Raw genomic sequence first — 22,063 nt, forward strand, 5'->3', positions numbered from 1 at the left:
CCGACTGCTGCGGCAAATTGGCTTTCCATTGGGCCAGACCGCGCGCTGGGCCAGCCGCTCATGCCGCCCAGCGCGTTTCGCTTCTAGCTTGCCTTAGGTGCCGCGACGACAAGTGCCACGATGCGCTTGACCAGCGGCAGGACCAGAAGCAGCGTCGGGAACGCCACCAGCCAGGACAGGACCCAGGCGGCGGGCCAGGTCGACAGAAAAGCCGGCGTCGGCCCAAGGCTCTTCAGCGTCGAGATGGCCGAGACCACGAAGGTCATCAGCACCGACAGGACCAGCGGCATGACGATGGCGGCATAGCGTGCGGGCAGCTTGCCGCGCGAACGAGGATGGGAACGTAAGCTCATAGGATTGCTCTTTGGAGGCGGTCGATCACGAGAGTGCAAGTCATGGCATTCCTCCCGGTCGCGACCGGTTGAATGCGTTGCTTGACGTGAGACGCTTACGGCATGCGTGGAACGCAGCGCGGCCTGGATAACGTCGGCCGCAGCAGAATGCAATGGTGTCAGCTACAGCTTTTCGGGTGGCTTTTGCCTGAAGTCGTCTTGCACTATGGTCGCCGCACCTTGAGGGAGGACACCAGTGTCGATCGAATTCCTGTTGACCACGCTGATCATCGTCGCATCGCCCGGCACGGGCGTCGTCTACACACTGGCGGCGGGGCTGTCGCGCGGCGGCAAGGCGAGCGTGCTTGCGGCATTCGCCTGCACGCTCGGCATCGTGCCGCATCTGATCGCCGCACTGACCGGCCTGGCCGCGCTGCTGCACACCAGCGCGCTGTTGTTCGAGGTGGTCAAATATGCCGGCGTTGCCTATCTGCTCTACATGGCCTGGCAAAGCCTGCGTGAGCAGGGCGCGCTGAAGGTCGAGGCCGATGCCGATCCGCGCAGCGCATGGCAGGTGCTGGTCGACGGCATCCTGATCAACGTGTTGAACCCGAAGCTGTCGATCTTCTTCGTTGCCTTCCTGCCGCAGTTCATTGCGCCCAACGAAGCCAACGTGCTGGGACGCATGCTCGAACTGTCCGGTGTATTCATGCTGGCGACCTTCGTCATCTTCGCCATCTACGGCCTGTGTGCAGCGGCCGTGCGCGACAAGGTGACCGGTAGCCCGCGCGTCATGACCTGGATGCGGCGGACGTTCGCCGCCGCCTTTGTCATGCTCGGCGCCAAGCTGGCCCTGACGGAACGCTGAAAGTGGTCCTGTCGGCCGGGTTGCCCGGCCGTCGTGGCTGCGCTTTAGTCGGGCTCGATGCCATTGTGAGCCGAGCCCGACGATATGCAGTTCCAAATTGCCTTGGAAGTTCCAGCCAAGCCTGACGTGATCGCGCTTTTGGAGGCGGGCGACGCCTATGGCGCGTCGCTCTATCCTGCCGAAAGCAACCACTTCCTGCCGCTGGAGGCGTTGCGGGCGCCCAATGTGCGCTTTGTCGTTGCCCGCGACGGGCAGGGCACGGCACTCGCCACCGGGGCCGTCGCGCTATCGGACGATTTTGCCGAGCTCAAGCGCATGTGGGTGGTACCTGAAGCCAGGGGCAAGGGCATTTCCAAGGCCGTTCTCGCAGACCTCGAGGCGCGGGTGATCGAGGCCGGCCAGTCGTTGTTGCGCCTGGAAACCGGCATCGACAATCGTGAGGCCCTGGCGCTCTATGAGCGCGAGGGCTTTGTCCGCCGCGGGCCCTTCGGCGACTACCGCGAGGACCCGCTCAGCGTGTTCATGGAAAAGCAGCTCGGCGCGGCCGCCGCCTGATCAGCGCCGCTCCGGAGTTCCGCTTACTTCGCGCTCGCCGGGAATGCGGGCAGCTTGGCGATGTCGTTGGCGTCATGCTGGACGACGAGCGTCGCATCAAGCGCCTTCGCCATGTCTTGAAGCCTGCCCATCGAGGCCAGCGACTGTGCCCTGTCGACGTTGAAGGGCGGCACGCCGTTGTTCGTGAACTGCTCCTCGAAATGTACGGTGTCGCCGCTCAACAGCACGGCTCCCTTGCCGGCGAGCCGGACAAGCAGCGAGTAGCTTCCATGGGTGTGGCCGGGCGTCGACAGCATGACGACGGAGCCGTCGCCGAACACATCCTTGTCGCCTTCGACTGTATTGACCGGCGCCTTGCCGTCGAGCCATGGCTTGACCAGCGACGGGTCGACGGCGAAGGCCGGCGGTTCGGCGCGGAAGCCGTCGAGGTCGGCCTTGCCGATCAGCAACCTGGCCTGCGGGAAATCGGTGGCCTGGCCGACATGGTCGAAATGGTTGTGGCTGATGCCGACGGTCTCGATCTTGTCAGGCGCCACGCCGACCTCGGACAGCTGGTCCGTGATGGTCCTGGCCAGGCTCGGCTTCATGCCGTCCCCGTCCTGCGATGCGCCGAGGAGGGCGGTCGGTAGGCCGGTGTCCCACAGCATGTAGGATGCGTCGTGGCGGATCAGGTAGCAGCTGTCGGTCAGCGTGCGCTGCTCGCCCTGATAGCGCAACGTGTCGGAGAAGGCGGAGAGATCGCTGATCTTGATCGATCCACAATCGAGGCGCCAGAGTTCGGTCTCGGCGGCCTGAGCGGCACTGAGGGCCGGCATCGCCAGCATGGCGGCCAGCAGATACTGTCTTGTTTTCACGTTCGGATCTCCTTGCATGCGGCTGCGGCATCGATTGCCGGCGCGGCGCCAACATGATCCGGAGACGTCGGGGAGGCGTGCCTGAAATGGGCGCCATATGTGCCCGAAACGCTCAAAGTTGGGTCGACAGGGCTATGGCGGGCGCTACACTGCCGGCATGCTCAAACCTGTCGAAGACGCCCAAAGCACTTTGTCGCAACGCCTGCTGCAGCTCTTGCGGCCGCTGGCGATGTCGAGCCGCACGGCGCGTGGTCCCGGCCTGCACACATTCGCCCGCCAGCTGTTCAGCTATTGCTGCATCGAGCGCGAGCGACTGGCGAGCGTGGTATCGGAAATGCCGAGGATCGGTATCGTGCTCAGCGGCGAAAAGGAATTCTGGCTCGGCGATGCCGGCCAGCGTTTCGTGGCCGGTGACGTGTTCGTGCTGCCGGCGGGCACGCCGTTCGACGCGGTCAACATTCCCTCTGAGACGAGCGGTCTCTACGAGTCGTTGCTGGTCGAGGTCACCCAGGTGCCGAAATGGGTGCAGGAGATGCCCGGCGCTGCCCGCCCGACCGCCGGCTTCGACCTGCGCGTGCAGCTGTCACAGGAGCTCGTCGATGCGCTCGGTCATGCCGCCATCTCGCTCGGCGGGTCCGATCATGCGGCGGCGCTGGCCGAACATCGCCTCGCCGAAGTGCTCATCCTGCTGAGGAGGATGTCGGTGGCACAGCCGCTGTTTGCGCAGTCGCTGGCCGAGCGCGCAGCATGGCTGGTGGCGCGCGCGCCGGCCAGGCGCTGGACGGCCGAAGAGATCGGGCGAGAGCTCGGTGTCGGCGCCTCGACGCTGCGGCGCAAGCTGGTCGAAGCGGGCACCTCGTTGCGCGGCGTCCAGGCGTCGGCCAGGATGCAGCTGGCGCATGAGATGCTGGCGCGCGGCGAGGGCAACATCACCGATGCGGCCGATGCCGCCGGATACGCTTCGAGGTCGCATTTCGCCCGCCGCTTCCAGGCGGTCTATGGCGCATCTCCGGCTGAAGTCCGGTTGCGCGAGCCAACGCAGCAGGGTTGATCCGCGCAAAACCTTGCCGGAAGGCCGGCGGGGGAGGATACTGCCTCTCCGTGGATGCATTTGAGGGCGATGACCCGGATGCCCGCCCCGGCCTTCATGCCGTGCTCCGTGGCACCGGAGGGAGGTGTGCAGTGACGACATACATCATGCTGATCAACTGGACCGACCAGGGCGTGCGCGACGTTCGTTCGTCGCCCAAGCGGCTCGACGCGGCCAAGAAGCTGCTCGGTGAAATGGGCGGCTCTTTCAAGCAATTCTACCTGACCATGGGCGAGTACGACATGGTGGCGGTCGCGGAGGCGCCCGACGATGCGGTGGTAGCGCGTTTCGCGCTGATCCTGGGACAGGCCGGCAATATCAGGACACGCACGCTGAAAGCCTTCCCCGAACTTGCCTATCGCGAGATCATCGCGTCGATGGGCTAGGCGGATCGCCACGGCGCAAGCCCGCTGCCTGCGCCGTGGCTCGAAACGCCTCGACTGAATCAAGATGACCGTCTAAGCTTCGGAAAAACAACGGGAAGAAGCAGATGTCGTTTCTGAAGAGACTTTTTGGCGGGGGCGGGAGCTCTGTCGAGACCCAGGCGGCAGCGGTGGCCAAGGAGATCGAATACAAGGGCTTTGCCATCAAGGCGATGCCCTACAAGGAAGGCGGCCAGTTCCAGACCTGCGGCATCGTTTCCAAGGATGTCGACGGCGTGATCAAGGAGCACAAGTTCATCCGCGCCGACCGTTTCGCAGCGCTCGACGACGCTGTCGAAGTGTCGCTAACCAAAGGCCGCCAGCTCGTCGACGAGCAGGGTGAACGCATGTTCGGCTGAGGGTGTTTTCTCCGGCAGCGACGCTGTGCAGCTCCATGTTGTTGCTCTAATGCAACTTGCTGTAGCAATGCGCGCTGCATCATTTCGATCCTGCCTTGCGTGATGAATTCATGACCTCCTAGGGTGGCTGCATTCGATTCTGGGGACCGGCATGAAATCCTTTCTTCTCGCATCGACCATTCTCCTCGCCGCAACTGGCGCCACGATGGCCGCTGACGCGGTTGCGGTTGACATGGTTGCCGCGCCCTACAGCTGGACCGGTTTCTACGCCGGCGTCCATGGCGGCTATGCCTGGGGCAGCGGCGATGGTCCCTATCCGGATGCAGCGGGTGTTCGGTTCGAGACAGCCTATCCTGAAGCGCAAGGTGGACTTCTGGGCGCCCAGATCGGCTACAATTACCAGTGGGGCTCGTTCGTCCTCGGCCTCGAGGGCGATCTGTCCTATTCATGGGCCGAGGGTAGCTCCAGGATCAACATCTTCCCCGCTGGCACGGATAACGGCGGCTACAATGAGACCGAGTTTACATATCTCGCCAGCATTACCGGCCGTGCAGGCTATGCATTTGACCGTACGTTGCTCTATGCCAAGGGCGGCATTGGCTTCACCAGGCTTGAAATGAATGACTATGATGATCCGGCCATTTTCAACGCACGCGGGTCCGAAACGCTGACGGGCTGGACGATCGGCGGCGGTGTCGAGCACGCCTTGAACGACAAATGGTCGGTGAAGGGCGAGTATCAGTTCTATCGCTTCTCCGGCGACATCGCCGTGAACGACCCCGTGGCCTTCCGCACCTATGAAGGCGATTTCAACGTTCACGCCGTCAAGATCGGCCTGAACTACAAGTTCTGAGGCGCGCCATTGCCTTGCTATCAACCCCGGCCTCGCGCCGGGGTTTTTGTTTCCGAGGGCTATGGCCAAGCCTAGCCGAGCGACCTGACATAACCGATGTAGCCGCGCACGTCGTTGGCTGGTTCGGTGTAGGCGTCGCCCAGCGATTTCTCCATTGCCGCAACATAGGCCTTTGCCCAGGCCGGCAGCGGATAGTCGATGACGGCGAGAAACTCCAGGGTTGCGGCAAGCCGGATGTCGGCGATGGACGGCTTGTCGCCGCCGATGAAGGGCTTGTCCTTGATGTAGAAGGAGCGAAACACGTCGAGCGGCTCGGCGAGGGCTTCGACGGCGGCCTGGCGCGCCTTTTCCTTTGTCGGCGCGTCGGCGTCGCTGTGGCCGACTTCGCCGGGATATTGCGGGAAGTTGAGTGCCGGGTAGGTGGCGCGCGCGAGATAGGGATAGAATGTGCCGATGAGGTAGAACATCGCGCTGTCGATCATCGCGCGCCGCTCGGCATCCTTGGGGTAGAGGTTGTCCAGTCCGTGCTTGTTGGAGAGGTACTGCATGATGGCGCAGCTCTCCCACAACACGCCGTTTGGCAATTCGGCGCTTTCGATCATCGGTGTGAGATGGGCCGGGCATGCAGCGAGATACTCCGGCGTGCGGGTCTGGCCGTAGACGTCCTTTTCGGTGAAACCGAGTCCCGAGGCACGCAGGAACACCCGCGCGCTCAAGTTGTTGACGCTTGGCTTGATGACGTTGAGCGTGATGTCGGCCATGTCAGCTTCTCCCAGGTTCAGCTCTTGCGATAGGGATCCTTGGGTTCCCGCCCGGCCGACAGGGTCGACCGGCTGCGCTCGGTGAGCGCCTCGATGGCGTCGGCAAGGTGGATTTCGGCGATGTTGTAGTCACCGCGGGCGACCCTGACCTTATGCGCCTCCATCAAAACGTCGGCATGGGTATGCCCCGCCGGCGGCTCGAACCGGTAGGAGGCGAGCTCGATCAGGAGGCCGAGGGGATCCTCGAAATAGATCGAATCCATGAAGCCGCGATCCTTGACGCCGCTGTGCTTGATGGCGCGCTCGTCGAGGCGTTCGACGGCCTGCAGGAACGTCACCCGCGAGACAGAGAAGGCGATGTGGTGCACGCAGCCGATGTCGGTCGGCGTCCGCTTCGGGTCAGGCTTGCGGTTCTCGTCGGTGAAGATGGTGATCAGGCGGCCGTCGCCGGGATCGAAATAGAGGTGGCTCTCGCTTGCCTTGTCGAGATTGGGTTGCTCGAAGATGAAAGGCATGCCCAAAATGCCTTCCCAGAAGTCGATCGAGGTGTTCCGGTCAGCGCCGACAAGGGTGATGTGGTGTACGCCTTGCGCCTGGAGCTTTCGCATGTGCAATCCTCCGTCGGCAGCAGTGTCGCACAAGCCCCATCACAAGCAATAGATCGAAGGAGTGGCGCTGTCTGGCCTTGCTGACACTTGGACGTGCACGCAGCAATCGAATTTCAAACAAAACCCCGCCATTGAGCCGGGGTCCGTGTGTGCCGCGTGCGAACGAAACCTTGGCGCCAGAGCGTCAGCTCAGCTCCTGAGGCCGGGGGCTTCCTGGCCGGTGCGCTCGACATATTCGGTGTAGCCGCCGCCATAGGTGTGGATGCCGTCAGGGGTGAGCTCGAGCACGCGATTGGACAAGGCGGCGAGGAAATGGCGGTCGTGCGAGACGAACAGCATGGTGCCCTCATATTGCGAGAGCGCAGTAATCAGCATTTCCTTAGTGGCGATATCCAGATGGTTGGTGGGCTCGTCGAGCACCAGCAGGTTGGGCGGATCAAACAGCATGATCGCCATCACCAGGCGGGCCTTTTCACCGCCTGACAGCACGCGGCACTTCTTCTCGATCTCGTCGCCGGAGAAGCCGAAGCAGCCGGCGAGCGCGCGCAGCGGCGCCTGGCCGGCCTGCGGGAAGGTGTCCTCGAGCTGCTGGAACACGGTGCGATCGCCGTCGAGCAGGTCCATGGCGTGCTGGGCGAAATAGCCCATCTTGACGCTGGGGCCGCGCGCGACCGTGCCGTTGTCGGGATTGGAGGCACCGGCGACAAGCTTCAGCAGCGTCGACTTGCCGGCACCATTGATGCCCATGATGCACCAGCGTTCCCTGCGGCGAACCTGGAAGTCGAGACCTTCATAGATGGTCTTCGAGCCATAGCTCTTGTGTACGTTTTTCAGCGTGACCACGTCCTCGCCCGAGCGCGGGGCCGGTTGGAATTCGAACGACACGGTCTGGCGGCGCTTGGGCGGCTCGACCTTGTCGATCTTGTCGAGCTTCTTGACCCGGCTCTGCACCTGGGCGGCGTGCGAGGCGCGCGCCTTGAAGCGTTCGATGAAGGCGATTTCCTTGGCCAGCATCGCCTGCTGGCGTTCGAACTGAGCCTGCTGCTGCTTGTCGGCCAGCGCGCGCTGCTGTTGGTAGAATTCGTAGTCGCCAGAATAGGCGGTCAGCGAGCCACCGTCGATTTCGACGACCTTGTTGACGATGCGGTTCATGAACTCGCGGTCGTGCGAGGTCATCAAAAGCGCGCCGTCATAGTTCTTGAGGAAGGCTTCGAGCCAGATCAGGCTTTCCAAGTCGAGATGGTTGCTCGGCTCGTCGAGCAAAAGCGCGTCGGGGCGCATCAACAGGATCTTGGCGAGTGCAACGCGCATCTTCCAGCCGCCGGAGAGCGCGCCGACGTCGCCGTCCATCATTTCCTGGGAGAAGCCGAGACCGTCGAGCACCTCGCGGGCGCGGCCGTCGAGTGAATAGCCGTCGAGTTCCTCGAAACGGCCCTGGACCTCGCCATAGCGCTCGATGACCTGGTCCATCTCATCGGCGCGGTCGGGATCGACCATCGCCGCTTCCAACTCGCGCATCTCGGCGATCAGCTCGCTGATCGGACCGGCGCCGTCCATCACCTCGGTGACCGGGCTGCGGCCTGCCATGTCGCCGACATCCTGGCTGAAATAGCCGATGGTGACGCCGCGGTCGACCGAGACCTGGCCTTCGTCGGGCTGCTCCTGGCCGGTGATCATGCGGAACAGTGTCGTCTTGCCGGCGCCGTTCGGGCCGACGAGGCCGACCTTCTCGCCCTTCTGCAGGGCCGCCGAGGCCTCGATGAAGACGAGTTGCTTGCCGTTCTGCTTGCCGATGTTTTCGAGACGAATCATGATTTGTAGGACCCAGAGGATTGGTCGGGTCACCACGCCATCGGTTGCGCCCGCAAAAGAGATCGCCCGTAAAGCACTCCGCACCTTGGCGCGCAAGGGCCGCCGATGTCACAGGCACCGGCGGCGCGGAGACAAAAGCATCTTGCTAGCCGAGCAAGTGGCGCAGGACGCCGGCCGACGCGATGCCGACGATGACGGTCGGCAGCATCGACAGCCGCGTCGCCGCAAGCACGGTGATGGCGAGCGCCAGAAGATCGGCCGGATTGTCGGAGACAAAATCAGGCGCGATGACCGAGATCAGCACGCAGCCCGGTGCTGCTTCCATGACAGCAGTGGCGCGCGGGCTCAGCGTCCGGTTGCGCAGCATGACGTAGCCGCCGATGCGGGTGAGGTAGGTGACGCTGGCCATCAAGACGATGGCGAGAAGGTTGATCTGGTCGATCATGCTTCACCTGCCAGGACATAGGCCGCAACGAGGCCGGACAATGCGCCGGCGGCGACATACCAGGCGCCGGGAACCAGGAGATAGACGAGGGCGGCAACGACGAGGCTGACCAGCCATGGCCGTGCGGCGGCGACGCCTTTCCACATACCGGCGAGCAGCACAAGGAACACCGCCGGGAAAGCCATGTCGAAGCCATAGGCCTCGACGTCGCCGAGCACCGGACCGAGTGCGCCGCCAAGCCCGGTAAAGACGACCCAGGCGAGGTAGAAGGGGATCGATGCGCCGGCATAATAGGGCAGGCTGAAGGCCGGGCCCAAGCCCGCCGCAGCACGTTTCCTGGCGTCGGCCAGCCCGAGCGCCCAGCTCTCGTCGCACATCAGGAAAAGTGCCGGAAATACCTTGCGCCTGGGCAGGTGGCGCAGGAATGGCGCAAGGGCCGCTCCCATCAAGAGGTGGCGGCTGTTGACCAGGAAGGTGATGGCGACGATGAGGAGCACATGCGGCGGCGAGTTCCACAGCTGGATCGCGGCGAATTCGGAGCCGCCGGCGAAGTTCAGGCCGGTCATCAACGGCACCTCGACAGGGCTCAGCCCCTTCTGCGCCGCCTGGGCGCCAAGCACCAGCGCATAGGGCACGATGCCGAGCAGCACCGGCGTGCAAGAGCGCATGCCGCGCCAGAACTCGGAACCGCTGCCGCCTTCTGTCCGGTCGGACAGTGTGGCCTGTGAAATACTCATGCAATCATCCAACGCGCCTTGCGGGGCGCGCTTTCCCAAAAGGTTCGAGGTGATGGTGTCGAACGGCAATCTAGTCCAAGGCTGGCGCAATTTGGTTGCGAAGATTGTTGAGTTTGGTGCCGATATGGCATCTGATGCGGCAGATAGCTAAAAAATTGGAATGCTGAGCCAATGAAGCTGGATGACATCGACAAGCGCATCCTGCGTGCCTTGCAGCGCGACGGCCGGATGGCCAACAATGATCTGGCGCGCGAGGTCGGACTGTCGCCGTCGCCCTGCCTGCGGCGCGTCAAGCTGCTGGAGGAGGCGGGGGTCATCGACCGCTACGTCGCCATGCTCAATCCGGCCAAGATCGGCAAGGGGCAGACCTTTTTCACCCGGATATGGCTGAAAGCGCAGGACGAGGACACGATCGAGCACTTCGCGGCCGAGGTGGCGAAGCTGCCTGAGGTGCTGGAATGCTACCTGATGCTCGGCGATTGCGATGCCATGGTGCGCGTCGTGGCCGCCAACATCGACGCCTACCGGCGCTTCCAGTCCGAGCATCTCAGCCGCATCAAGGGCGTGCAGAACGTCAAGACCGACGTGCCGAGCCAGACGATCAAACAGACGTCGGAGATGCCACTCTAGGCGGCATTGGGGGAGAAAATGGCCCCGGCGGTTGCCAGGGCCTTTCGCTTTCGTCAGGCGGGCTGGACCAGGTTGGCCAGCAGGCGGAAGGCGCCGGGCACCAGCTTGTCGAGTTGGTGGTGCAGCACGAGCGAGGTGTGGGTGTGGCGGCCCTTGCCGATCTCGGCCGACAGCAGCGAGCCTTGCAGCTTGTCCTCGCCCTTGTCGCTCATCGCCAGCAGCGGCTTGTAGGCCTTGTCCCACTCGGAGGCGAAGTAGAGGCCGCGCTCCTTGTCCCAGTTTGCCCAATCCTCCGGCCCGATCTTGTTGGGCTTGTTGAGCAGCGGGTGCTCGGGCTCCAGTATATCGACCTCGGAATTAGCGTCGGTGACGCGGTAGCGGATCGAGGGCGAGCCGATCTTGAGGAACAGCGGTGGCACTTTCTCGGCATCCCAGCCGTCGCTCGGGCGGTGGTAGAGGGTGACCAGATGGCCGCCATCCTGCACCCACTTGTGCAGTTCGGGCACGGCTTTGGCGAGGTCCTTGCGCTTGCCGAAAGCGAAGATGCCGACGACAATGGTCTTGAGCTCGCGATATGCACCCTGTCCGACATCGGCGGGGCTGAGCTCGACGACATCGATGCCGAGGCGCTTCATCCACAGGCCGACCTTGTCGCTGCCGCCGCCGATATAGCCGACCTTCAGGCCGGTAAGCTCGGCGCCCACCGTCTGTACCGGAACCGAAACCCTGGTCGGCACGACGGAGCGGCCGATATGTGGGTAGGTGAAGGTGTTGATGGCATAGGCGTCCTTGCCGAGAAGCTGGGGTTCGATGGCAAAGCGGGTTTCGCCGGGTTTCGCCGGCGGCTGCAGGTCGAAGGTGCCTGAGTTGCCAGACGCTTCGCCTGACGGGTTTAGCGCCCAGCCCTCCGGCAGGTCGATCTTGAGGTCGCCAACCTTGGCGTTGGTGACGGTCGCCGTCATGGCGACAGGCGCGAGATCGGCAGCAGTGTTGAACACCACTGCATCAGGCTTCAGCTCGAGCGATGCCGCCGGCACCACCCGGAGCGCGTCCTCGAGGTCGACGTCGAGCACCGCCGAATGGCCGCCAATGTTGGCAGTCAGGCGCACGAAGGCATCGCCGTTGCCGCCGAGCGGGTCGAACTGCTCGGTAAGCGGGTTGGTGAGCTCGGCGTCGGCTGCAACGGAAAGCTGGTCGCTGCTCGTCGTCAGGCCCTTGCGGGCTATGATCTCGGCCGATTCGACGACAACGTTTTCAGGGGCTTCGACCAAGGTCTTGATGGTGATGCTGTCGCCCGGCTTGAGATCTTCGCCCGAGGTGAAGGCCCTGACATGCATGCCTGCGGCGGTTGCCAGAACCAGGTCGATTTCGCGCGCCTTGCGGTCGAGGCGATGGGCAACCTGGGCGCGCAACTCCTGTGGCAGCTGCTTGCGGGCCTCTGATATGGCCTTGGCAATCTCGACGGCCTTGGCGGTCACCACGACGGGGTCGCCATAGTCGGCGATGGCCTCGTCGATCAGGCCCTGGGCGTTGCGCAGCGCGTCCGCCGAGGAGGCCGGCATGCCGTCGAGCTTGGCGATGTCGCCGACGGTGGCGATCAGGCCCTCGCGGATGTCACCTTCGCTCTTCGCCGGCTCACCCTTGGCAACGCGGGCGAGATGCAGCTGCCACTCGGTCTGCGGCTCTTCGCGCCATTTGCCCATGCCCTGGGTCAGGTGGCAGGAGCGCGACCACTCGCCCATCTGCGGGAAGGTGGCCCCCGAGATCTTGTCGCGCTCGGGCGCAGTGACGGTCAGAGTGGTCGGGGGCGGGGGCGTTTCATCGTCATAGACGCCGCCACCACCGCCATAGGCCGGTGAATAGATCTTGGGCACGTTCCATGGGTCGAGGCCGGCGGCGAGCTGTTCGGGATACTCCTTGGCGTCGCCCGAAATGTCGGCGGAGATGAAGGTAGCAACGACGGCGGCGCGGTGCTGGCCGTGCTGGCCAGGCACGTCGAGGAAGCAGTTCATGACGATGTCGGGCTTGTACTGGCGGAACGCCCAGGTCATTCGCTCGACGACACGGTCGCGGCCCCAGCGGTCGATGGTGGCGTTGGGATCCTTGGAGAAGCCGAAATCGTGCACCGAATCGGAGTGGCCGCGGCCGCCGAAGGCGAGCGAAGCGTCGAGTGAGCGCGAGGCTTCCTGCATTTCGCGGGTGCGAAGCACGCCAAGCACCGAACCGCGCTCGGCGCCGATGCTGTTCTGGCCGCCTTCGCCGCGCGTGATGCAGTAGAGGACCGGGCGGATGCCGTAGACGTGGCGCAGGGCGGCGAGCAGGCCGCTTGGCTCATCATCGGGATGGGCGCCTGTGGTCATGAATGTGAGCGTCGAGGTGAGGCGCTCCAGGCGGCGGTGCAGGGTCACGATTGCCGGCTCAAGCTTCTGCCTGGCGATCAGTTCGAGGTCGGTGGCGGGCGTGGCGTGCGCGGCGGTGCGCATGGCCAGAAGGGCAGGCGGCAACGAGGCGATGAACAATCGCCGGGTCATCGTGGACATGGAAATCTCCTCTCGTAATCAGGCGGCGCCGTGAGGTGGCAGCTCCCCTCCCGTGGGCGCCTGCGCTGGCCAATGGAGCCAGCAAGCAGACTATGGCCAGCAAGATAAAATAACTCAAGTAAGTTTATGTAATTGAGAAGGTGCTTACCTATGGTGAGGCGCCGACGGCGGGAGTATGGGAAAGTGATGCCCTCTGCGCCTGCAGCGGTGATGTTTCGCCTGTCGTCGCTTGCTTCGTCCTGTGTCTGCGACATTAAAGGCGGATGCTGGTCCGGCATCGAAAGACAACTGGATCAACGAGGGTGGGCAAGCACGGTGCCGGCACGCACCGACAAAAAAGAATCGGGCGAACGCTGACTGCGTCCGCCCGATGGCAATCGTGGCGATTATGAAGCTGCTATGCGGCAATGGCCGTATGGGCTGAGGATGCAACCAGCGCATCGACCTTGGCCATTGCCTTGGCGAGGGCTGCCGCGACTGCGTCCGGGCCCATGCCGACGCCCTCGATACGGACGACCTCGACGTCGGTCATGCCGATGAAGCCGAGCACGCTGCGCAGATAGGGGATGGCGTGGTCCATCTGGACGGCAGCACCTTCCGAATAGATGCCGCCTGAGGCCAGCACGATATAGACCTTCTTGCCGGTGACCAGGCCTTTGGGGCCGTTTTCGCCATAAGCGAAGGTCTTGCCCGAGCGGGCGACGTGGTCGACCCACGATTTCAGCGTCGACGAGATGTTGAAGTTGATGAAGCCGGTGGCGAGGATCACGGTGTCGGCGGCAAACAATTCGTCGAGCACGGCGTCGGACACGCCGACGACCTCGGCCTGGCGCTTGGTCCGGGCTTCAGCCGGCGTGTAGATACCCGTGGCGTAGTCGGTATCGATATGCGGCAGCGGGTTGGCGACGAGGTCGCGTACGACGAGAGTGGCCGCGGGATCGGCGGCCACCAATTTGTGGGCAAATTCGGTAGCGATGCGGGTCGAATGCGAGGCGGCACCGCGGGGGCTGGACGTGACAAGCAGGACGGACATGGCGGTTTCTCCTGGGGTTGGATTGTTCGATGCGTTGAATATGGTCGAGCCAACCCATTTGAAAAACTGGCATATTTTATATATGATCCATCGATAATCTGGATGGATAGATGCAGCCCAATCCCACCCTCGACCAGCTACAGGTCTTTGTCGTCGTGGCGGAAACCGGAAGTTTTTCCGCCGCTGGCCGCAAGCTCAACCGTGCGCAGTCGGTCATCAGCTATGCCATTGCCAATCTCGAGGCGCAGTTGGGTCTCAGGCTGTTCGAGCGCGAAGGCACGCGCGAGCCGCATCTGACCGACGTCGGCAAGACGATGCTGGAAGATGCGCGCCGCATGATCGGCGTGCTGCAGCGGATCCGCTCGCGGGCCAGCGGCCATCAGCAGGGACTCGAGGCGGAAGTCGCGATGTCGGTCGAGGTCGCCTTGCCGTCGCCGGTGCTGGTCCCGGTGCTGAAGGCGTTCGAGGAGCGCTTCCCGACCGTGGCGCTGCGCCTGCATGTCGGCTCGCTGGGGCTGATCGTCGATCAGGTCATGACCGGGCAGGCCGATCTCGGAGTGGGCGGCATAACTGGCGAGGCCGAGGTGCAACTTGTTCGCCTTGGCTTCATGTCCATGGTGCCCGCAGCCGCTCCCGATCACCCGCTGGCGCAGATTTTAGGACCGGTGCCGCTGGAGGAAATGCGCGAGCACATCCAGCTTGTCGTGTCGGACCAGTCGGAGCGGACACGTGGGCGCGAATTCGGCGTTTTCGCCTATCGCACCTGGCGGCTGACCGACATGCGCACCAAACACGCTTTGATGCGTGAGGGGCTCGGCTGGGGCGGCTTGCCGCGCTGGCTGATCGCCGAAGACCTGGCCAATGGCCGCCTGGTCGAGCTCAATCTCGAGCCTTACAGCGAGCAGCGCTCGCCGCTGTTTGCCATGCACCGCGCCGACAGCACGCCAAAGCCGGCGGCGGCCTGGCTGATCGAGCAGTTCAAGCGCGAGCTTGGCTGTTTCAACGAGTTCGAGCCGCAGCGCCAGACAGCGACCGGCATGGCGTGAGCGTCAGGCCGGCTGCTCGGCCGTCATCAACCCGTCGATCAGCGCCGAGATGACCGCAATCTGGTCGGCGAAGGGCGCACCGGCATCGATCGCCAGTGCGGCGCGGTCGAAGGTGGCGGCGAGCAGGCTGGTGAGGGCGGTCAGCGGCAGCTTGCGCATTGCGCCGGCACGCATGGTCGCTGCGAGGCCTTCGCGCAGCGTGCGGTTGCCATGGCGGTCGTCGATGGCGTCCATGCCAGTGCGCCCGAGCACTGCCGGGCCGTCGAGCAGCAAAAGCCTGGTACGGCCAGGCACCTGCATCGCGCGGAGATAGGCTTCGCTGCCGACCAGAAGTGCCTCGCGGGCGCCAAGGGTGGTGGGGGCCGCGCGTTCGACCTCCTCGGCGACGGCATTGGCTTCCTGCTCGGCGACCGCTGTGAACAGGGCCTGCTTGTCGCTGAAGTGGTGATAGAGCGCGCCGCGCGTGACACCGGCCGCAGCCACGATCTCGGGCGTGCCCGTCTCGGCATAGGACTTTTCGGTGAACAGCCTGCGCGCAGCGGCGATCAGATCGCCGCGCGTCGCCTCGGTGCGGTCACGGTTGGAGCGGCGCTCGGCTTTCACTTGCATACATGCAGCCTGTATGTTAATTCAAATTTACATGCAGACTGTATGTTGATTGAGGAGAGAAGGAAAGCCATGAAAACGACAAGCTATTATCCCGTGATAATGACCGGCGACGTTGCCGGCACCGCCGCGTTCTACATCAAGCACTTCCGCTTCGCGTCGGAGTTTGACGCTGGCTGGTATGTCCACCTGCGGTCGACGGAAGACAGGAGAGTCGATCTCGCCATTGTCCAGGGCGATCACGAGACGATCCCCGAGGAGGGGCGCGGGCGGGTTGCCGGCCTGCTGATCAATTTCGAGGTCAAGGATGTAGACGCCGTGCATGAACGGCTCGCCGCGGAAGGGCTGCCGATCCTGCGGTCGCTGCGCGACGAAGACTTCGGGCAGCGCCACTTCATCACCCGGGATCCCAATGGCGTGCTGATCGACGTCATCACGCCGATCCCGCCGAGCCCCGAGTACCTGGCCCTGTATGCGCCGGATAAGGTTGACGCCTGAACGCAAACGAAAACGGAGGCGCCGCGAGGCGCCTCCGTCACTTTGTCCCCATGGCTTCATCCTGGCCGGCAGGCTCAGTCCTGGATGTAGCAACGCTTGCGCATGCCGGGCGCCGGATCGCCGAAGGTCTCGTTGTCGCAATCGACGCCGTCGCGGAAGACGCCTTCCTCGAACTGGCTCATCGTGCCGTAGCGCACCCGCTTGCGACCGTAGAAATCGCAATACTCGTTCTCGCTGGCGCAGGCCACCCAGCGCTTGCGGCGCGGTTCGCCGTAGCCGCCATCGCCATTGTCGCGGCCGCGCCGGCCGCGCTCGACGATGTAGCATTCCTTGCGCAGGCCCGGTGCCGGATCGCCGAAGCTGCGGTTCGAGCAGCGGACCGCGGGCGCGTCGATGAAGCGCGAGGTGGTCCTGCCTTGCGCGCCATAGACGACTTCTGCCGGATAGGGCAGGCGGCAGGTGCCGCCTTCCGATGCGCAGCGGATCAGCCGTTGAGCCTCTGCAGGGGTGGGGGTGAAGGCGGAGACGGTTGCCGCCAGTCCGGCGACGCAGATCGATGCGAAGACCGTTCGCATCGTAAGGGTTTGGGCGATTGACACGATAGAAGTCCTCGAATCGTTGGAGGCCTCGACCTTAGCGGGCATGGCTTGAACGCAAGATGAATGCGGCGTTTTGAAGAAAGGTTCGGCGCCCGGCCAGAAGCGGCGTGTATTCGGCAGGCGATGGTTTCCGGAGCGTCAATTCAAGCGCCCCCGTTATCCGCTATGACCTGCCGCACTTGCCGACCTAAACCCTGTCGGTCGAACTCGTGGCGGGTTCGGTCCACGCTTTGGCTCTGCTTTCCTGGACCGGATAGACCACGTCATAGCCCCAGTTGAAGGCGAAGGCGTAGACCATGTAGAACAGCGCAAACGACGCATCCATGAGCAGCGCGTGGAGCAGGCTCACGCCGAGATACCAGGCGATGAACGGCATCAGCACCGCGAGAAGCCCGACTTCGAACAGGATGGCGTGAGCGACACGCATGGGCAGCGTTTTCCGGACGCTGCCCTTCACGCGCAGCAGCAGGTGGTCGAAGCCGAGATTGAACAGGTAGTTCCAGATCGTGGCGATCGTTGCGCTGACAACCGTCACGACGCCCATGTCGCTCATCGGCATATCGAATGCCCAGGCGCCGAGCGGCGTGACGAGTGCCAGGCCGATCAGCTCGAAGCTGACAGCGTGACGAATCCGGTCAAAAGCAGTGCGCATGCCAACCCCATTGGGAAACCAGCTGAAAAAGCGTCCCAGATGGGGGAGATGGTCCTCGCTTCGGCGGCGACACTAGTGACGCGCACCAGCTTGTTCAATACGCAAGGTCGATCGTTGAAAAGTGCCAGGCGCGATGCCTGCCGGACTACTTCCTGCGATTTGAAAGGATTGTGCCTGCGCCGGCAAGGGCCAGCACGGAGCCGGCAATGAAGGGTGGGATGAACACGGCGAGCGCCTCGGTGTCTTGCCAGCGCAGCCGGAAATCGTTGCAGCCGGTGCCGCAGCCATAGGCGTTCAGCCAGACCCAGCCGCCAAAGGTCGCCGCGCAGACCAGGATGCCCAGGACGAGCAGTGCATATCCCAACAGGTGCAGCGGGGCCTCCTGCACAAACGAAAACGGAGGCGCTTGTGCAGCACCTCCGTCCATTGATGTCAATCGGCGCCCTAACGGCCGAAGGTGAGTCAATCCAGTGGCTTGGCCGGTGCGATTGAGAAAGTGACTCCGGCCGCCATCCTAGAGGCTCGGCCCGTCCTCGCCAGCGGCCTTCTTGTCGCCTTTGGAGAGGCCGGTCAGGCGGTCGATATAGGCAAGCAGCAGCGCCGACAGCACGAAGGCCAGGTGGATGATGGTCAGCCACATAAGCTGGTCGGAGGTGTATTGCTGGGCGTTGAGGAAGACCTGCAGCAGGTGGATCGACGAGATCGCGACGATTGTCGAGGCGACCTTGATCTTGAGCGAGCTGATGTCGATGGTGCCGAGCCAATGGACCTCGCCGTCATGGTTGTCGAAGCGGCTGACAAAGTTCTCGTAGCCCGAGATGATGACCATCACCACCAGCGAGGCGACAAGGGCCGCGTCGATCAGGCCGAGCACCTTGAGGATGGTGTCGGTGTCGTCGAGCACCATCACCTTCATGACGAACTCGTAGAGCTTCTTGACGAAGGACAGTGCGTAGATGCCGAGCGCCACGGCGAGGCCGAGATAGAACACCACGAGCAGCCAGCGCGAGGCGAGAATGATGGATTCGACGGCGTGTTCGAGGCGTTTCATGAGACGTCCGAAAATGGCGATTGGAAAATGAGGCGGTGCCGACGAATGCAACAGCTTGGCGGATAAAACAAGGCCCGGCCGCTGGAGGGGGGATTCGGCCGGGCCTGATCTCCTGAAACGCCGGAGATGGGACGGGGCAGGGAACCACGTCATCCACAAAGTGGCATCAAAATCCAGCGATTCAATGGCCAAAACCGGGTGATCGCGTGATTGTTACCGGCGATTTCATGTCCGAAAAGGATGCTTTGGCGGGCACAGACCCGCCCTGCAATGCGCGGGGCGGGTCTCGTTGTTGTGACGTCGGGCGCTAGTTGGCGCTGGCGATCGGCGCCACCAGCGGGGTGATGCGGCGGATGGCGACGCGGCGGTTTTCGCGCTCCGGCTTCTGCGACTTCACCTTGAGGTAACGCTCGCCATAACCCTGCGTCGACAGGTTCTCCGGCTGGATGCCGAAGACGTTTGTAAGCGCGTCCGCCACAGCCTCGGCGCGGCGATCCGAGAGCGCCAGATTGGCGACATCGGAACCGACGGCGTCGGTGTGGCCCTCGATGAGGAAGGTTTCGGCCGGATTCTTTTTAAGCAGCTTCTCCATGGCGTTGGCGACGCCCTCGAGCTTGGCGATCTCGCTCTCGGGGATCGAGGCCGAGCCGAACTCGAAGCTCAGCGTGTCGAGATCGACGCGCCGGGCGATGTCGCGGACACGGGCCGAACGCTTGACCTCGTCGACCGAATAGAGCCGCTTGACGCGTTCCACAGGAGGACGTTCGAGGAAGTCGTAATAGGCGTCGTCATCCTCGACATATTGCGCGTCGAGAATGTACTCGTTGCGCGGAATGTGGAGCTGCAGCGGCGGCAGGTCGAGACCCGGATCGCGCCACTCGTCCATCTCCTCGTAATAGCGGTCGTCGACATAGCTCAGCACATATTCGCGGCCATCGGGCGTGATGCGCGAGCGCTGCACGATGTCGCCATAGCGGTTGCGAATGGTGATGATCTGGTTGCCGTTGTCGCGGATGATGACCTCGCGGGTACGACCGCGCGGCAGCTCCTCGTAATAGACGTCCTGGGCGTCACGGGTGATGCGCGGACGGTCATTGCTCTCGACGATGATCTGGTTGTTGATCTGGATGATCACGCGGTCGCCGATCTCGCGCACCACTTCGGTGCCTTCAGGACGCGGCCTGCGGCGCAGGTCGACCTCGGGCATCTTTTCGATGCGGGTGCCCTTTTCGGCGGTAACGGCCTGGATCTCGACGGGCTGGGCCGCTTCGGCAGCCGTCTTGTCGTCGACCGGCGGCGGGCCCGGGTCGACCGGCACCGGCTGCGCCGTCTGCTGGCCACCTTCGGTGGACGGCTGTGCGGGCTGGCCTTCGGCAGCCGGCTGCTGGCCACCAGCCTGGGCGGGCGGTGTTTCCTTCTGGCTGTCGAGGATCGGCGCCTCGTTGGGGTTCACCGGCGGCTGGTTTGCCTCGCCCTGCTGGGCAGGTTGTTGCGGCTGTTCACCCGTCGCCGGCTGCTCGCCCGTCGCAGGCTGCTGGGGCTGCTCGCCCGTCGCAGGCTGCTCTCCTGATGCCGGCTGTTCGCCCGATGCGGGCTGCTCGGTCGAGGGCTGCTGTGTGGCAGGCTGTTCGGCCTGGGCGGGCGCTTCGCCTGCCGGAGCGGTGGTTTCGGGCGACGGTGCAGGGGTGGGAACCTGTTCCGGTGTCGCCTCGGCAGGCTTCTCCGCCGGCTGCTCGGCAGGCTGTTCGGCCTGGGGTTTCTGCTCGGGTTGGGCCTCTGGCTGAGGCGCTACCTCGGGCGTCGCGGCTGGTTCCTCGGCGGCTGGAGCCTGCTCCTTCTGCTTGCGCTTCTTCGGCGCCGGCTCTTCAGCCTGCGGCTCGGGCTGGGGCGTTGCCTCCGGCTCGGCAGCGGGCTGTTCGGCCTGCGGCTCTTCCTGCTGCTGTTGTTCGGCAGCGGGCTCGCGCTTCTTGCGCTTGGGGGCGGGCTCTTCCGCCTGCGGTGCCGGCTGTTCGGCCTGTGGCGCCGGCTGTTCGGCCTGCGGCTGCGGTTCTGGCTGGGGCTCCGGCTGCGGGGCAGGCTCGGGCTGTGCCTCGGGGGCAGGGGCCTGCTGACCGCCGCCCTGGCGCGCAGCACACGCTTCCGCCGATTCGCCTTCCTGGCAGTCGGACTGGACGCGGATGAGCGGCAGCGTTGCACCTGCTTCAGCCAGCGTTCCGTTCGGCAGCGGCATGGCGCCCAACGGCGCGGATGCCATGAACAGGCCGATTGCCGTGCCTGCGAGAATCCGTGGTTGGCGTTTCATCGTTGGAAATCTCCTCGAAATGAACTTTGGTCCCGTCCCGGCCCAAACAGATGGAACCGGTTATGGTTCCGCTTGCCGCCGAAGTCGCATCGCATCGGGGCGATTGCCCGACAGCAACATGGCAATATCGTGGTTTCGCTGAACTGGCGATGAATGCGCGGAGCAGCTTGACGCGCCTTTGCATCGGGGCCAAATGCCTGCCATGGACGATGCCTATTGGAAAACGACGCCGCTGGAGGCGATGAGCCCGACCCAGTGGGAACAGCTCTGCGACGGCTGCGGCAAATGCTGCCTGTCCAAGCTCGAGGACGAGGATACCGGCGAGATCTACTGGACCAGTGTGGGCTGCCGCCTGTTCGACGGCGAGACCTGCCGCTGCGCCGACTATACCAACCGTCTCGCGCGCGTGCCGGACTGTGTCGGGCTGACGCCTGAGAACGTGCGCACCATCTCCTGGCTTCCCAGCACCTGCGCCTATCGTCTGGTCGCCGAGGGGCATGATCTTTACTGGTGGCACCACCTCGTCTCCGGCAGCCGCGAGACGGTGCACGAGGCCGGCATTTCAGTGCGCGGCAAGCTGACCGCCTCCGAGGACGACATGGCCGAGCCGGAAGACTATTTCGACCACATGCTCGACGAAGAGCCGTAAGCGCCGATCAACGCGCCGCCTTGCTGCCGAGACCTTCATTGGCCGTGCCCGGGGCCACGAAGCGGCTCACGCCTTGTTGCGTAGCGTAAGAAATAATCATTAAAATCAACAATTTGCTAGATGAACCGAAAATGAATGCATGGTTCGAAAACGGTTCAGCTTGGGTGGCGCATTGTCTGCCCATCGCTCAGGCAGAAATGGCCTGACGCCTCGAGTTCAAGGAGAAGACACAATGTTCGACAAGATCAAGATCGCGGCCCTTTCCGCCGTCATCGGCTTCAGCACGCTGGCCGCCATTCCTGCGACCGCACAGGCCGACGGCCTTTACCTAAATCTTGGCCAGGGCTCGCCGAATGTCGGCGTCTACATTCAGGACCGCGACAACCGCAATGGCGGTTGGGACAATGGCGGCCGCTGGGACAGCCGCCACGACAATCGCTGGGGTCGCCCCGGTGGCCGCTGGGACCGCGCCTGCTCGCCTGACCGCGCTGTCGACAAGGCCGAGCGCATGGGCCTGCGCCGCGCCCGCATCGTCGATGTCAACCGTCGCTCGATCACGGTGAGCGGCCGCAAATATGGCGAGCGCGTCGCGATCACCTTCGCCCGCGCCCCGAACTGCCCGGTCGTCCGCTGGTAAGTCGAAACGCGACCTGAACAGCGTCGGGTACGCCCGATCGCAGTAGCGGGAGCCCCTTTCCTCTCGGGGAAGGGTGGTGGCTCCAAACAAAACCCCGGAGGCCTTGCCTCCGGGGTTTTTCATA

The 22,063-nt window shown here is 63.9% G+C and carries 26 protein-coding genes; 11 read left to right on the plus strand and 15 right to left on the minus strand.

The annotated features are described in order from the left end of the window. Positions 1 to 83 precede the first annotated feature (83 nt). Positions 84 to 353 (minus strand): DUF2798 domain-containing protein, encoded by a 270-nt coding sequence (locus SLT36_RS11805; protein WP_432287627.1) that lies wholly within the window; start codon positions 351 to 353, stop codon positions 84 to 86. A 235-nt stretch (positions 354 to 588) separates the two neighbouring features. Between SLT36_RS11805 and SLT36_RS11810 the strand changes: the two genes are divergently transcribed. Next, complete coding sequence (locus tag SLT36_RS11810; RefSeq protein WP_432287629.1) at positions 589 to 1,200, plus strand: LysE family translocator; 612 nt, start codon at positions 589 to 591, stop codon at positions 1,198 to 1,200. A gap of 84 nt (positions 1,201 to 1,284) precedes the next feature. Then, the gene (locus SLT36_RS11815; RefSeq protein ID WP_432287631.1) at positions 1,285 to 1,755 is read left to right on the plus strand and encodes a GNAT family N-acetyltransferase; all 471 of its coding nucleotides are present in this window, start codon (positions 1,285 to 1,287) and stop codon (positions 1,753 to 1,755) included. Positions 1,756 to 1,778: 23 nt separating this feature from the next. On the opposite strand, the gene SLT36_RS11820 is transcribed toward SLT36_RS11815, so the two are convergent. Continuing rightward, positions 1,779 to 2,609, minus strand: coding sequence for an N-acyl homoserine lactonase family protein (locus SLT36_RS11820; RefSeq protein ID WP_432287633.1), 831 nt, complete (start codon positions 2,607 to 2,609; stop codon positions 1,779 to 1,781). Positions 2,610 to 2,766: 157 nt separating this feature from the next. On the opposite strand from SLT36_RS11820, the gene SLT36_RS11825 reads away from it, so the two are divergent. From SLT36_RS11825 to SLT36_RS11840, 4 genes are all read left to right on the plus strand, one after another. Continuing rightward, positions 2,767 to 3,660 carry a helix-turn-helix domain-containing protein gene (locus tag SLT36_RS11825; protein ID WP_432287635.1) on the plus strand — a complete coding sequence of 298 codons (894 nt, stop codon included), beginning with the start codon at positions 2,767 to 2,769 and terminating at the stop codon, positions 3,658 to 3,660. A 131-nt stretch (positions 3,661 to 3,791) separates the two neighbouring features. Continuing rightward, positions 3,792 to 4,085 (plus strand): GYD domain-containing protein, encoded by a 294-nt coding sequence (locus tag SLT36_RS11830; protein WP_067959851.1) that lies wholly within the window; start codon positions 3,792 to 3,794, stop codon positions 4,083 to 4,085. Positions 4,086 to 4,189: 104 nt separating this feature from the next. Beyond that, entirely contained in the window at positions 4,190 to 4,480 is a 291-nt protein-coding gene (locus SLT36_RS11835) for an HlyU family transcriptional regulator (RefSeq protein WP_432287637.1), read from the plus strand. Positions 4,481 to 4,631: 151 nt separating this feature from the next. Next, on the plus strand, positions 4,632 to 5,333 hold the full coding sequence (locus SLT36_RS11840) for an outer membrane protein (protein ID WP_432287639.1): 702 nt from the start codon (positions 4,632 to 4,634) through the stop codon (positions 5,331 to 5,333). Between the two features lie 71 nt (positions 5,334 to 5,404). On the opposite strand, the gene SLT36_RS11845 is transcribed toward SLT36_RS11840, so the two are convergent. The 5 genes from SLT36_RS11845 to SLT36_RS11865 all read right to left on the minus strand — a co-directional run bounded on the left by SLT36_RS11845 (position 5,405) and on the right by SLT36_RS11865 (position 9,696). Beyond that, entirely contained in the window at positions 5,405 to 6,094 is a 690-nt protein-coding gene (locus SLT36_RS11845) for a glutathione S-transferase family protein (RefSeq protein ID WP_432287641.1), read from the minus strand. A gap of 17 nt (positions 6,095 to 6,111) precedes the next feature. After that, a complete protein-coding gene (locus tag SLT36_RS11850) occupies positions 6,112 to 6,702 on the minus strand; it encodes a VOC family protein (protein ID WP_432287643.1) in 591 nt (196 codons plus the stop codon). Positions 6,703 to 6,891: 189 nt separating this feature from the next. Beyond that, a complete protein-coding gene (locus SLT36_RS11855; protein ID WP_432287644.1) occupies positions 6,892 to 8,514 on the minus strand; it encodes an ABC-F family ATP-binding cassette domain-containing protein in 1,623 nt (540 codons plus the stop codon). 145 nt (positions 8,515 to 8,659) lie between these two features. After that, positions 8,660 to 8,959, minus strand: coding sequence for an AzlD family protein (locus SLT36_RS11860; RefSeq protein ID WP_067959871.1), 300 nt, complete (start codon positions 8,957 to 8,959; stop codon positions 8,660 to 8,662). After that, complete coding sequence (locus tag SLT36_RS11865; protein ID WP_432287645.1) at positions 8,956 to 9,696, minus strand: AzlC family ABC transporter permease; 741 nt, start codon at positions 9,694 to 9,696, stop codon at positions 8,956 to 8,958. The genes SLT36_RS11860 and SLT36_RS11865 overlap by 4 nt, the downstream gene beginning before the upstream one ends. A 171-nt stretch (positions 9,697 to 9,867) precedes the next feature. Here SLT36_RS11865 and SLT36_RS11870 point away from each other — a divergent pair, with 171 nt between their 5' ends. Next, on the plus strand, positions 9,868 to 10,326 hold the full coding sequence (locus SLT36_RS11870; protein WP_067959879.1) for an Lrp/AsnC family transcriptional regulator: 459 nt from the start codon (positions 9,868 to 9,870) through the stop codon (positions 10,324 to 10,326). 53 nt (positions 10,327 to 10,379) lie between these two features. Here SLT36_RS11870 and SLT36_RS11875 read toward each other — a convergent pair whose 3' ends face one another. Continuing rightward, positions 10,380 to 12,866: a PIG-L family deacetylase gene (locus tag SLT36_RS11875; RefSeq protein ID WP_432287646.1), complete on the minus strand. Its 2,487-nt coding sequence runs from the start codon at positions 12,864 to 12,866 to the stop codon at positions 10,380 to 10,382. A gap of 397 nt (positions 12,867 to 13,263) precedes the next feature. Continuing rightward, positions 13,264 to 13,899 carry an FMN-dependent NADH-azoreductase gene (locus tag SLT36_RS11880; protein WP_432287648.1) on the minus strand — a complete coding sequence of 212 codons (636 nt, stop codon included), beginning with the start codon at positions 13,897 to 13,899 and terminating at the stop codon, positions 13,264 to 13,266. Positions 13,900 to 14,009: 110 nt separating this feature from the next. Between SLT36_RS11880 and SLT36_RS11885 the strand changes: the two genes are divergently transcribed. Next, positions 14,010 to 14,945 (plus strand): LysR family transcriptional regulator, encoded by a 936-nt coding sequence (locus SLT36_RS11885; RefSeq protein ID WP_432287650.1) that lies wholly within the window; start codon positions 14,010 to 14,012, stop codon positions 14,943 to 14,945. A gap of 3 nt (positions 14,946 to 14,948) precedes the next feature. Here the strand turns inward: SLT36_RS11885 and SLT36_RS11890 are convergent, their stop codons facing one another. After that, positions 14,949 to 15,554, minus strand: a complete 606-nt coding sequence (locus SLT36_RS11890; RefSeq protein WP_432287652.1) for a TetR/AcrR family transcriptional regulator — start codon at positions 15,552 to 15,554, stop codon at positions 14,949 to 14,951. Between the two features lie 69 nt (positions 15,555 to 15,623). Here SLT36_RS11890 and SLT36_RS11895 point away from each other — a divergent pair, with 69 nt between their 5' ends. Next, positions 15,624 to 16,049 (plus strand): VOC family protein, encoded by a 426-nt coding sequence (locus tag SLT36_RS11895; RefSeq protein ID WP_432287654.1) that lies wholly within the window; start codon positions 15,624 to 15,626, stop codon positions 16,047 to 16,049. A gap of 74 nt (positions 16,050 to 16,123) precedes the next feature. On the opposite strand, the gene SLT36_RS11900 is transcribed toward SLT36_RS11895, so the two are convergent. From SLT36_RS11900 to SLT36_RS11920, 5 genes are all read right to left on the minus strand, one after another. Further along, entirely contained in the window at positions 16,124 to 16,648 is a 525-nt protein-coding gene (locus SLT36_RS11900; protein ID WP_432287656.1) for a hypothetical protein, read from the minus strand. 187 nt (positions 16,649 to 16,835) lie between these two features. Continuing rightward, the gene (locus SLT36_RS11905; RefSeq protein ID WP_432287658.1) at positions 16,836 to 17,300 is read right to left on the minus strand and encodes a PACE efflux transporter; all 465 of its coding nucleotides are present in this window, start codon (positions 17,298 to 17,300) and stop codon (positions 16,836 to 16,838) included. A 145-nt stretch (positions 17,301 to 17,445) separates the two neighbouring features. After that, the gene (locus SLT36_RS11910; protein WP_432287660.1) at positions 17,446 to 17,664 is read right to left on the minus strand and encodes a hypothetical protein; all 219 of its coding nucleotides are present in this window, start codon (positions 17,662 to 17,664) and stop codon (positions 17,446 to 17,448) included. A 150-nt stretch (positions 17,665 to 17,814) separates the two neighbouring features. Beyond that, positions 17,815 to 18,351 carry a TIGR00645 family protein gene (locus tag SLT36_RS11915; RefSeq protein WP_067959907.1) on the minus strand — a complete coding sequence of 179 codons (537 nt, stop codon included), beginning with the start codon at positions 18,349 to 18,351 and terminating at the stop codon, positions 17,815 to 17,817. 307 nt (positions 18,352 to 18,658) lie between these two features. Further along, complete coding sequence (locus SLT36_RS11920) at positions 18,659 to 20,653, minus strand: OmpA family protein (protein WP_432287662.1); 1,995 nt, start codon at positions 20,651 to 20,653, stop codon at positions 18,659 to 18,661. A 202-nt stretch (positions 20,654 to 20,855) separates the two neighbouring features. On the opposite strand from SLT36_RS11920, the gene SLT36_RS11925 reads away from it, so the two are divergent. Then, positions 20,856 to 21,302 carry a YcgN family cysteine cluster protein gene (locus SLT36_RS11925; RefSeq protein WP_432287664.1) on the plus strand — a complete coding sequence of 149 codons (447 nt, stop codon included), beginning with the start codon at positions 20,856 to 20,858 and terminating at the stop codon, positions 21,300 to 21,302. A gap of 232 nt (positions 21,303 to 21,534) precedes the next feature. Then, positions 21,535 to 21,939 carry a hypothetical protein gene (locus SLT36_RS11930; RefSeq protein ID WP_432287666.1) on the plus strand — a complete coding sequence of 135 codons (405 nt, stop codon included), beginning with the start codon at positions 21,535 to 21,537 and terminating at the stop codon, positions 21,937 to 21,939. The last annotated feature ends 124 nt before the right edge of the window (positions 21,940 to 22,063 follow it).

Origin of the sequence: Aminobacter sp. BA135, assembly GCF_050859125.1 — a bacterium.
GTDB classification, from domain to species: domain Bacteria; phylum Pseudomonadota; class Alphaproteobacteria; order Rhizobiales; family Rhizobiaceae; genus Aminobacter; species Aminobacter ciceronei.

Bases quoted from the DNA above. Each gene is read 5' to 3' on its own strand.
- SLT36_RS11850 (WP_432287643.1), bottom strand. From the start codon at position 6,702: ATGCGAAAGCTCCAGGCGCAAGGCGTACACCACATCACCCTTGTCGGC.
- SLT36_RS11815 (WP_432287631.1), top strand. From the start codon at position 1,285: ATGCAGTTCCAAATTGCCTTGGAAGTTCCAGCCAAGCCTGACGTGATC.
- SLT36_RS11855 (WP_432287644.1), bottom strand. From the start codon at position 8,514: ATGATTCGTCTCGAAAACATCGGCAAGCAGAACGGCAAGCAACTCGTC.
- SLT36_RS11825 (WP_432287635.1), top strand. From the start codon at position 2,767: ATGCTCAAACCTGTCGAAGACGCCCAAAGCACTTTGTCGCAACGCCTG.
- SLT36_RS11840 (WP_432287639.1), top strand. From the start codon at position 4,632: ATGAAATCCTTTCTTCTCGCATCGACCATTCTCCTCGCCGCAACTGGC.
- SLT36_RS11835 (WP_432287637.1), top strand. From the start codon at position 4,190: ATGTCGTTTCTGAAGAGACTTTTTGGCGGGGGCGGGAGCTCTGTCGAG.
- SLT36_RS11865 (WP_432287645.1), bottom strand. From the start codon at position 9,696: ATGAGTATTTCACAGGCCACACTGTCCGACCGGACAGAAGGCGGCAGC.
- SLT36_RS11845 (WP_432287641.1), bottom strand. From the start codon at position 6,094: ATGGCCGACATCACGCTCAACGTCATCAAGCCAAGCGTCAACAACTTG.
- SLT36_RS11805 (WP_432287627.1), bottom strand. From the start codon at position 353: ATGAGCTTACGTTCCCATCCTCGTTCGCGCGGCAAGCTGCCCGCACGC.
- SLT36_RS11920 (WP_432287662.1), bottom strand. From the start codon at position 20,653: ATGAAACGCCAACCACGGATTCTCGCAGGCACGGCAATCGGCCTGTTC.
- SLT36_RS11925 (WP_432287664.1), top strand. From the start codon at position 20,856: ATGGACGATGCCTATTGGAAAACGACGCCGCTGGAGGCGATGAGCCCG.
- SLT36_RS11905 (WP_432287658.1), bottom strand. From the start codon at position 17,300: ATGCGCACTGCTTTTGACCGGATTCGTCACGCTGTCAGCTTCGAGCTG.
- SLT36_RS11880 (WP_432287648.1), bottom strand. From the start codon at position 13,899: ATGTCCGTCCTGCTTGTCACGTCCAGCCCCCGCGGTGCCGCCTCGCAT.
- SLT36_RS11915 (WP_067959907.1), bottom strand. From the start codon at position 18,351: ATGAAACGCCTCGAACACGCCGTCGAATCCATCATTCTCGCCTCGCGC.
- SLT36_RS11860 (WP_067959871.1), bottom strand. From the start codon at position 8,959: ATGATCGACCAGATCAACCTTCTCGCCATCGTCTTGATGGCCAGCGTC.
- SLT36_RS11870 (WP_067959879.1), top strand. From the start codon at position 9,868: ATGAAGCTGGATGACATCGACAAGCGCATCCTGCGTGCCTTGCAGCGC.
- SLT36_RS11895 (WP_432287654.1), top strand. From the start codon at position 15,624: ATGAAAACGACAAGCTATTATCCCGTGATAATGACCGGCGACGTTGCC.
- SLT36_RS11890 (WP_432287652.1), bottom strand. From the start codon at position 15,554: ATGCAAGTGAAAGCCGAGCGCCGCTCCAACCGTGACCGCACCGAGGCG.
- SLT36_RS11875 (WP_432287646.1), bottom strand. From the start codon at position 12,866: ATGTCCACGATGACCCGGCGATTGTTCATCGCCTCGTTGCCGCCTGCC.
- SLT36_RS11930 (WP_432287666.1), top strand. From the start codon at position 21,535: ATGTTCGACAAGATCAAGATCGCGGCCCTTTCCGCCGTCATCGGCTTC.
- SLT36_RS11885 (WP_432287650.1), top strand. From the start codon at position 14,010: ATGCAGCCCAATCCCACCCTCGACCAGCTACAGGTCTTTGTCGTCGTG.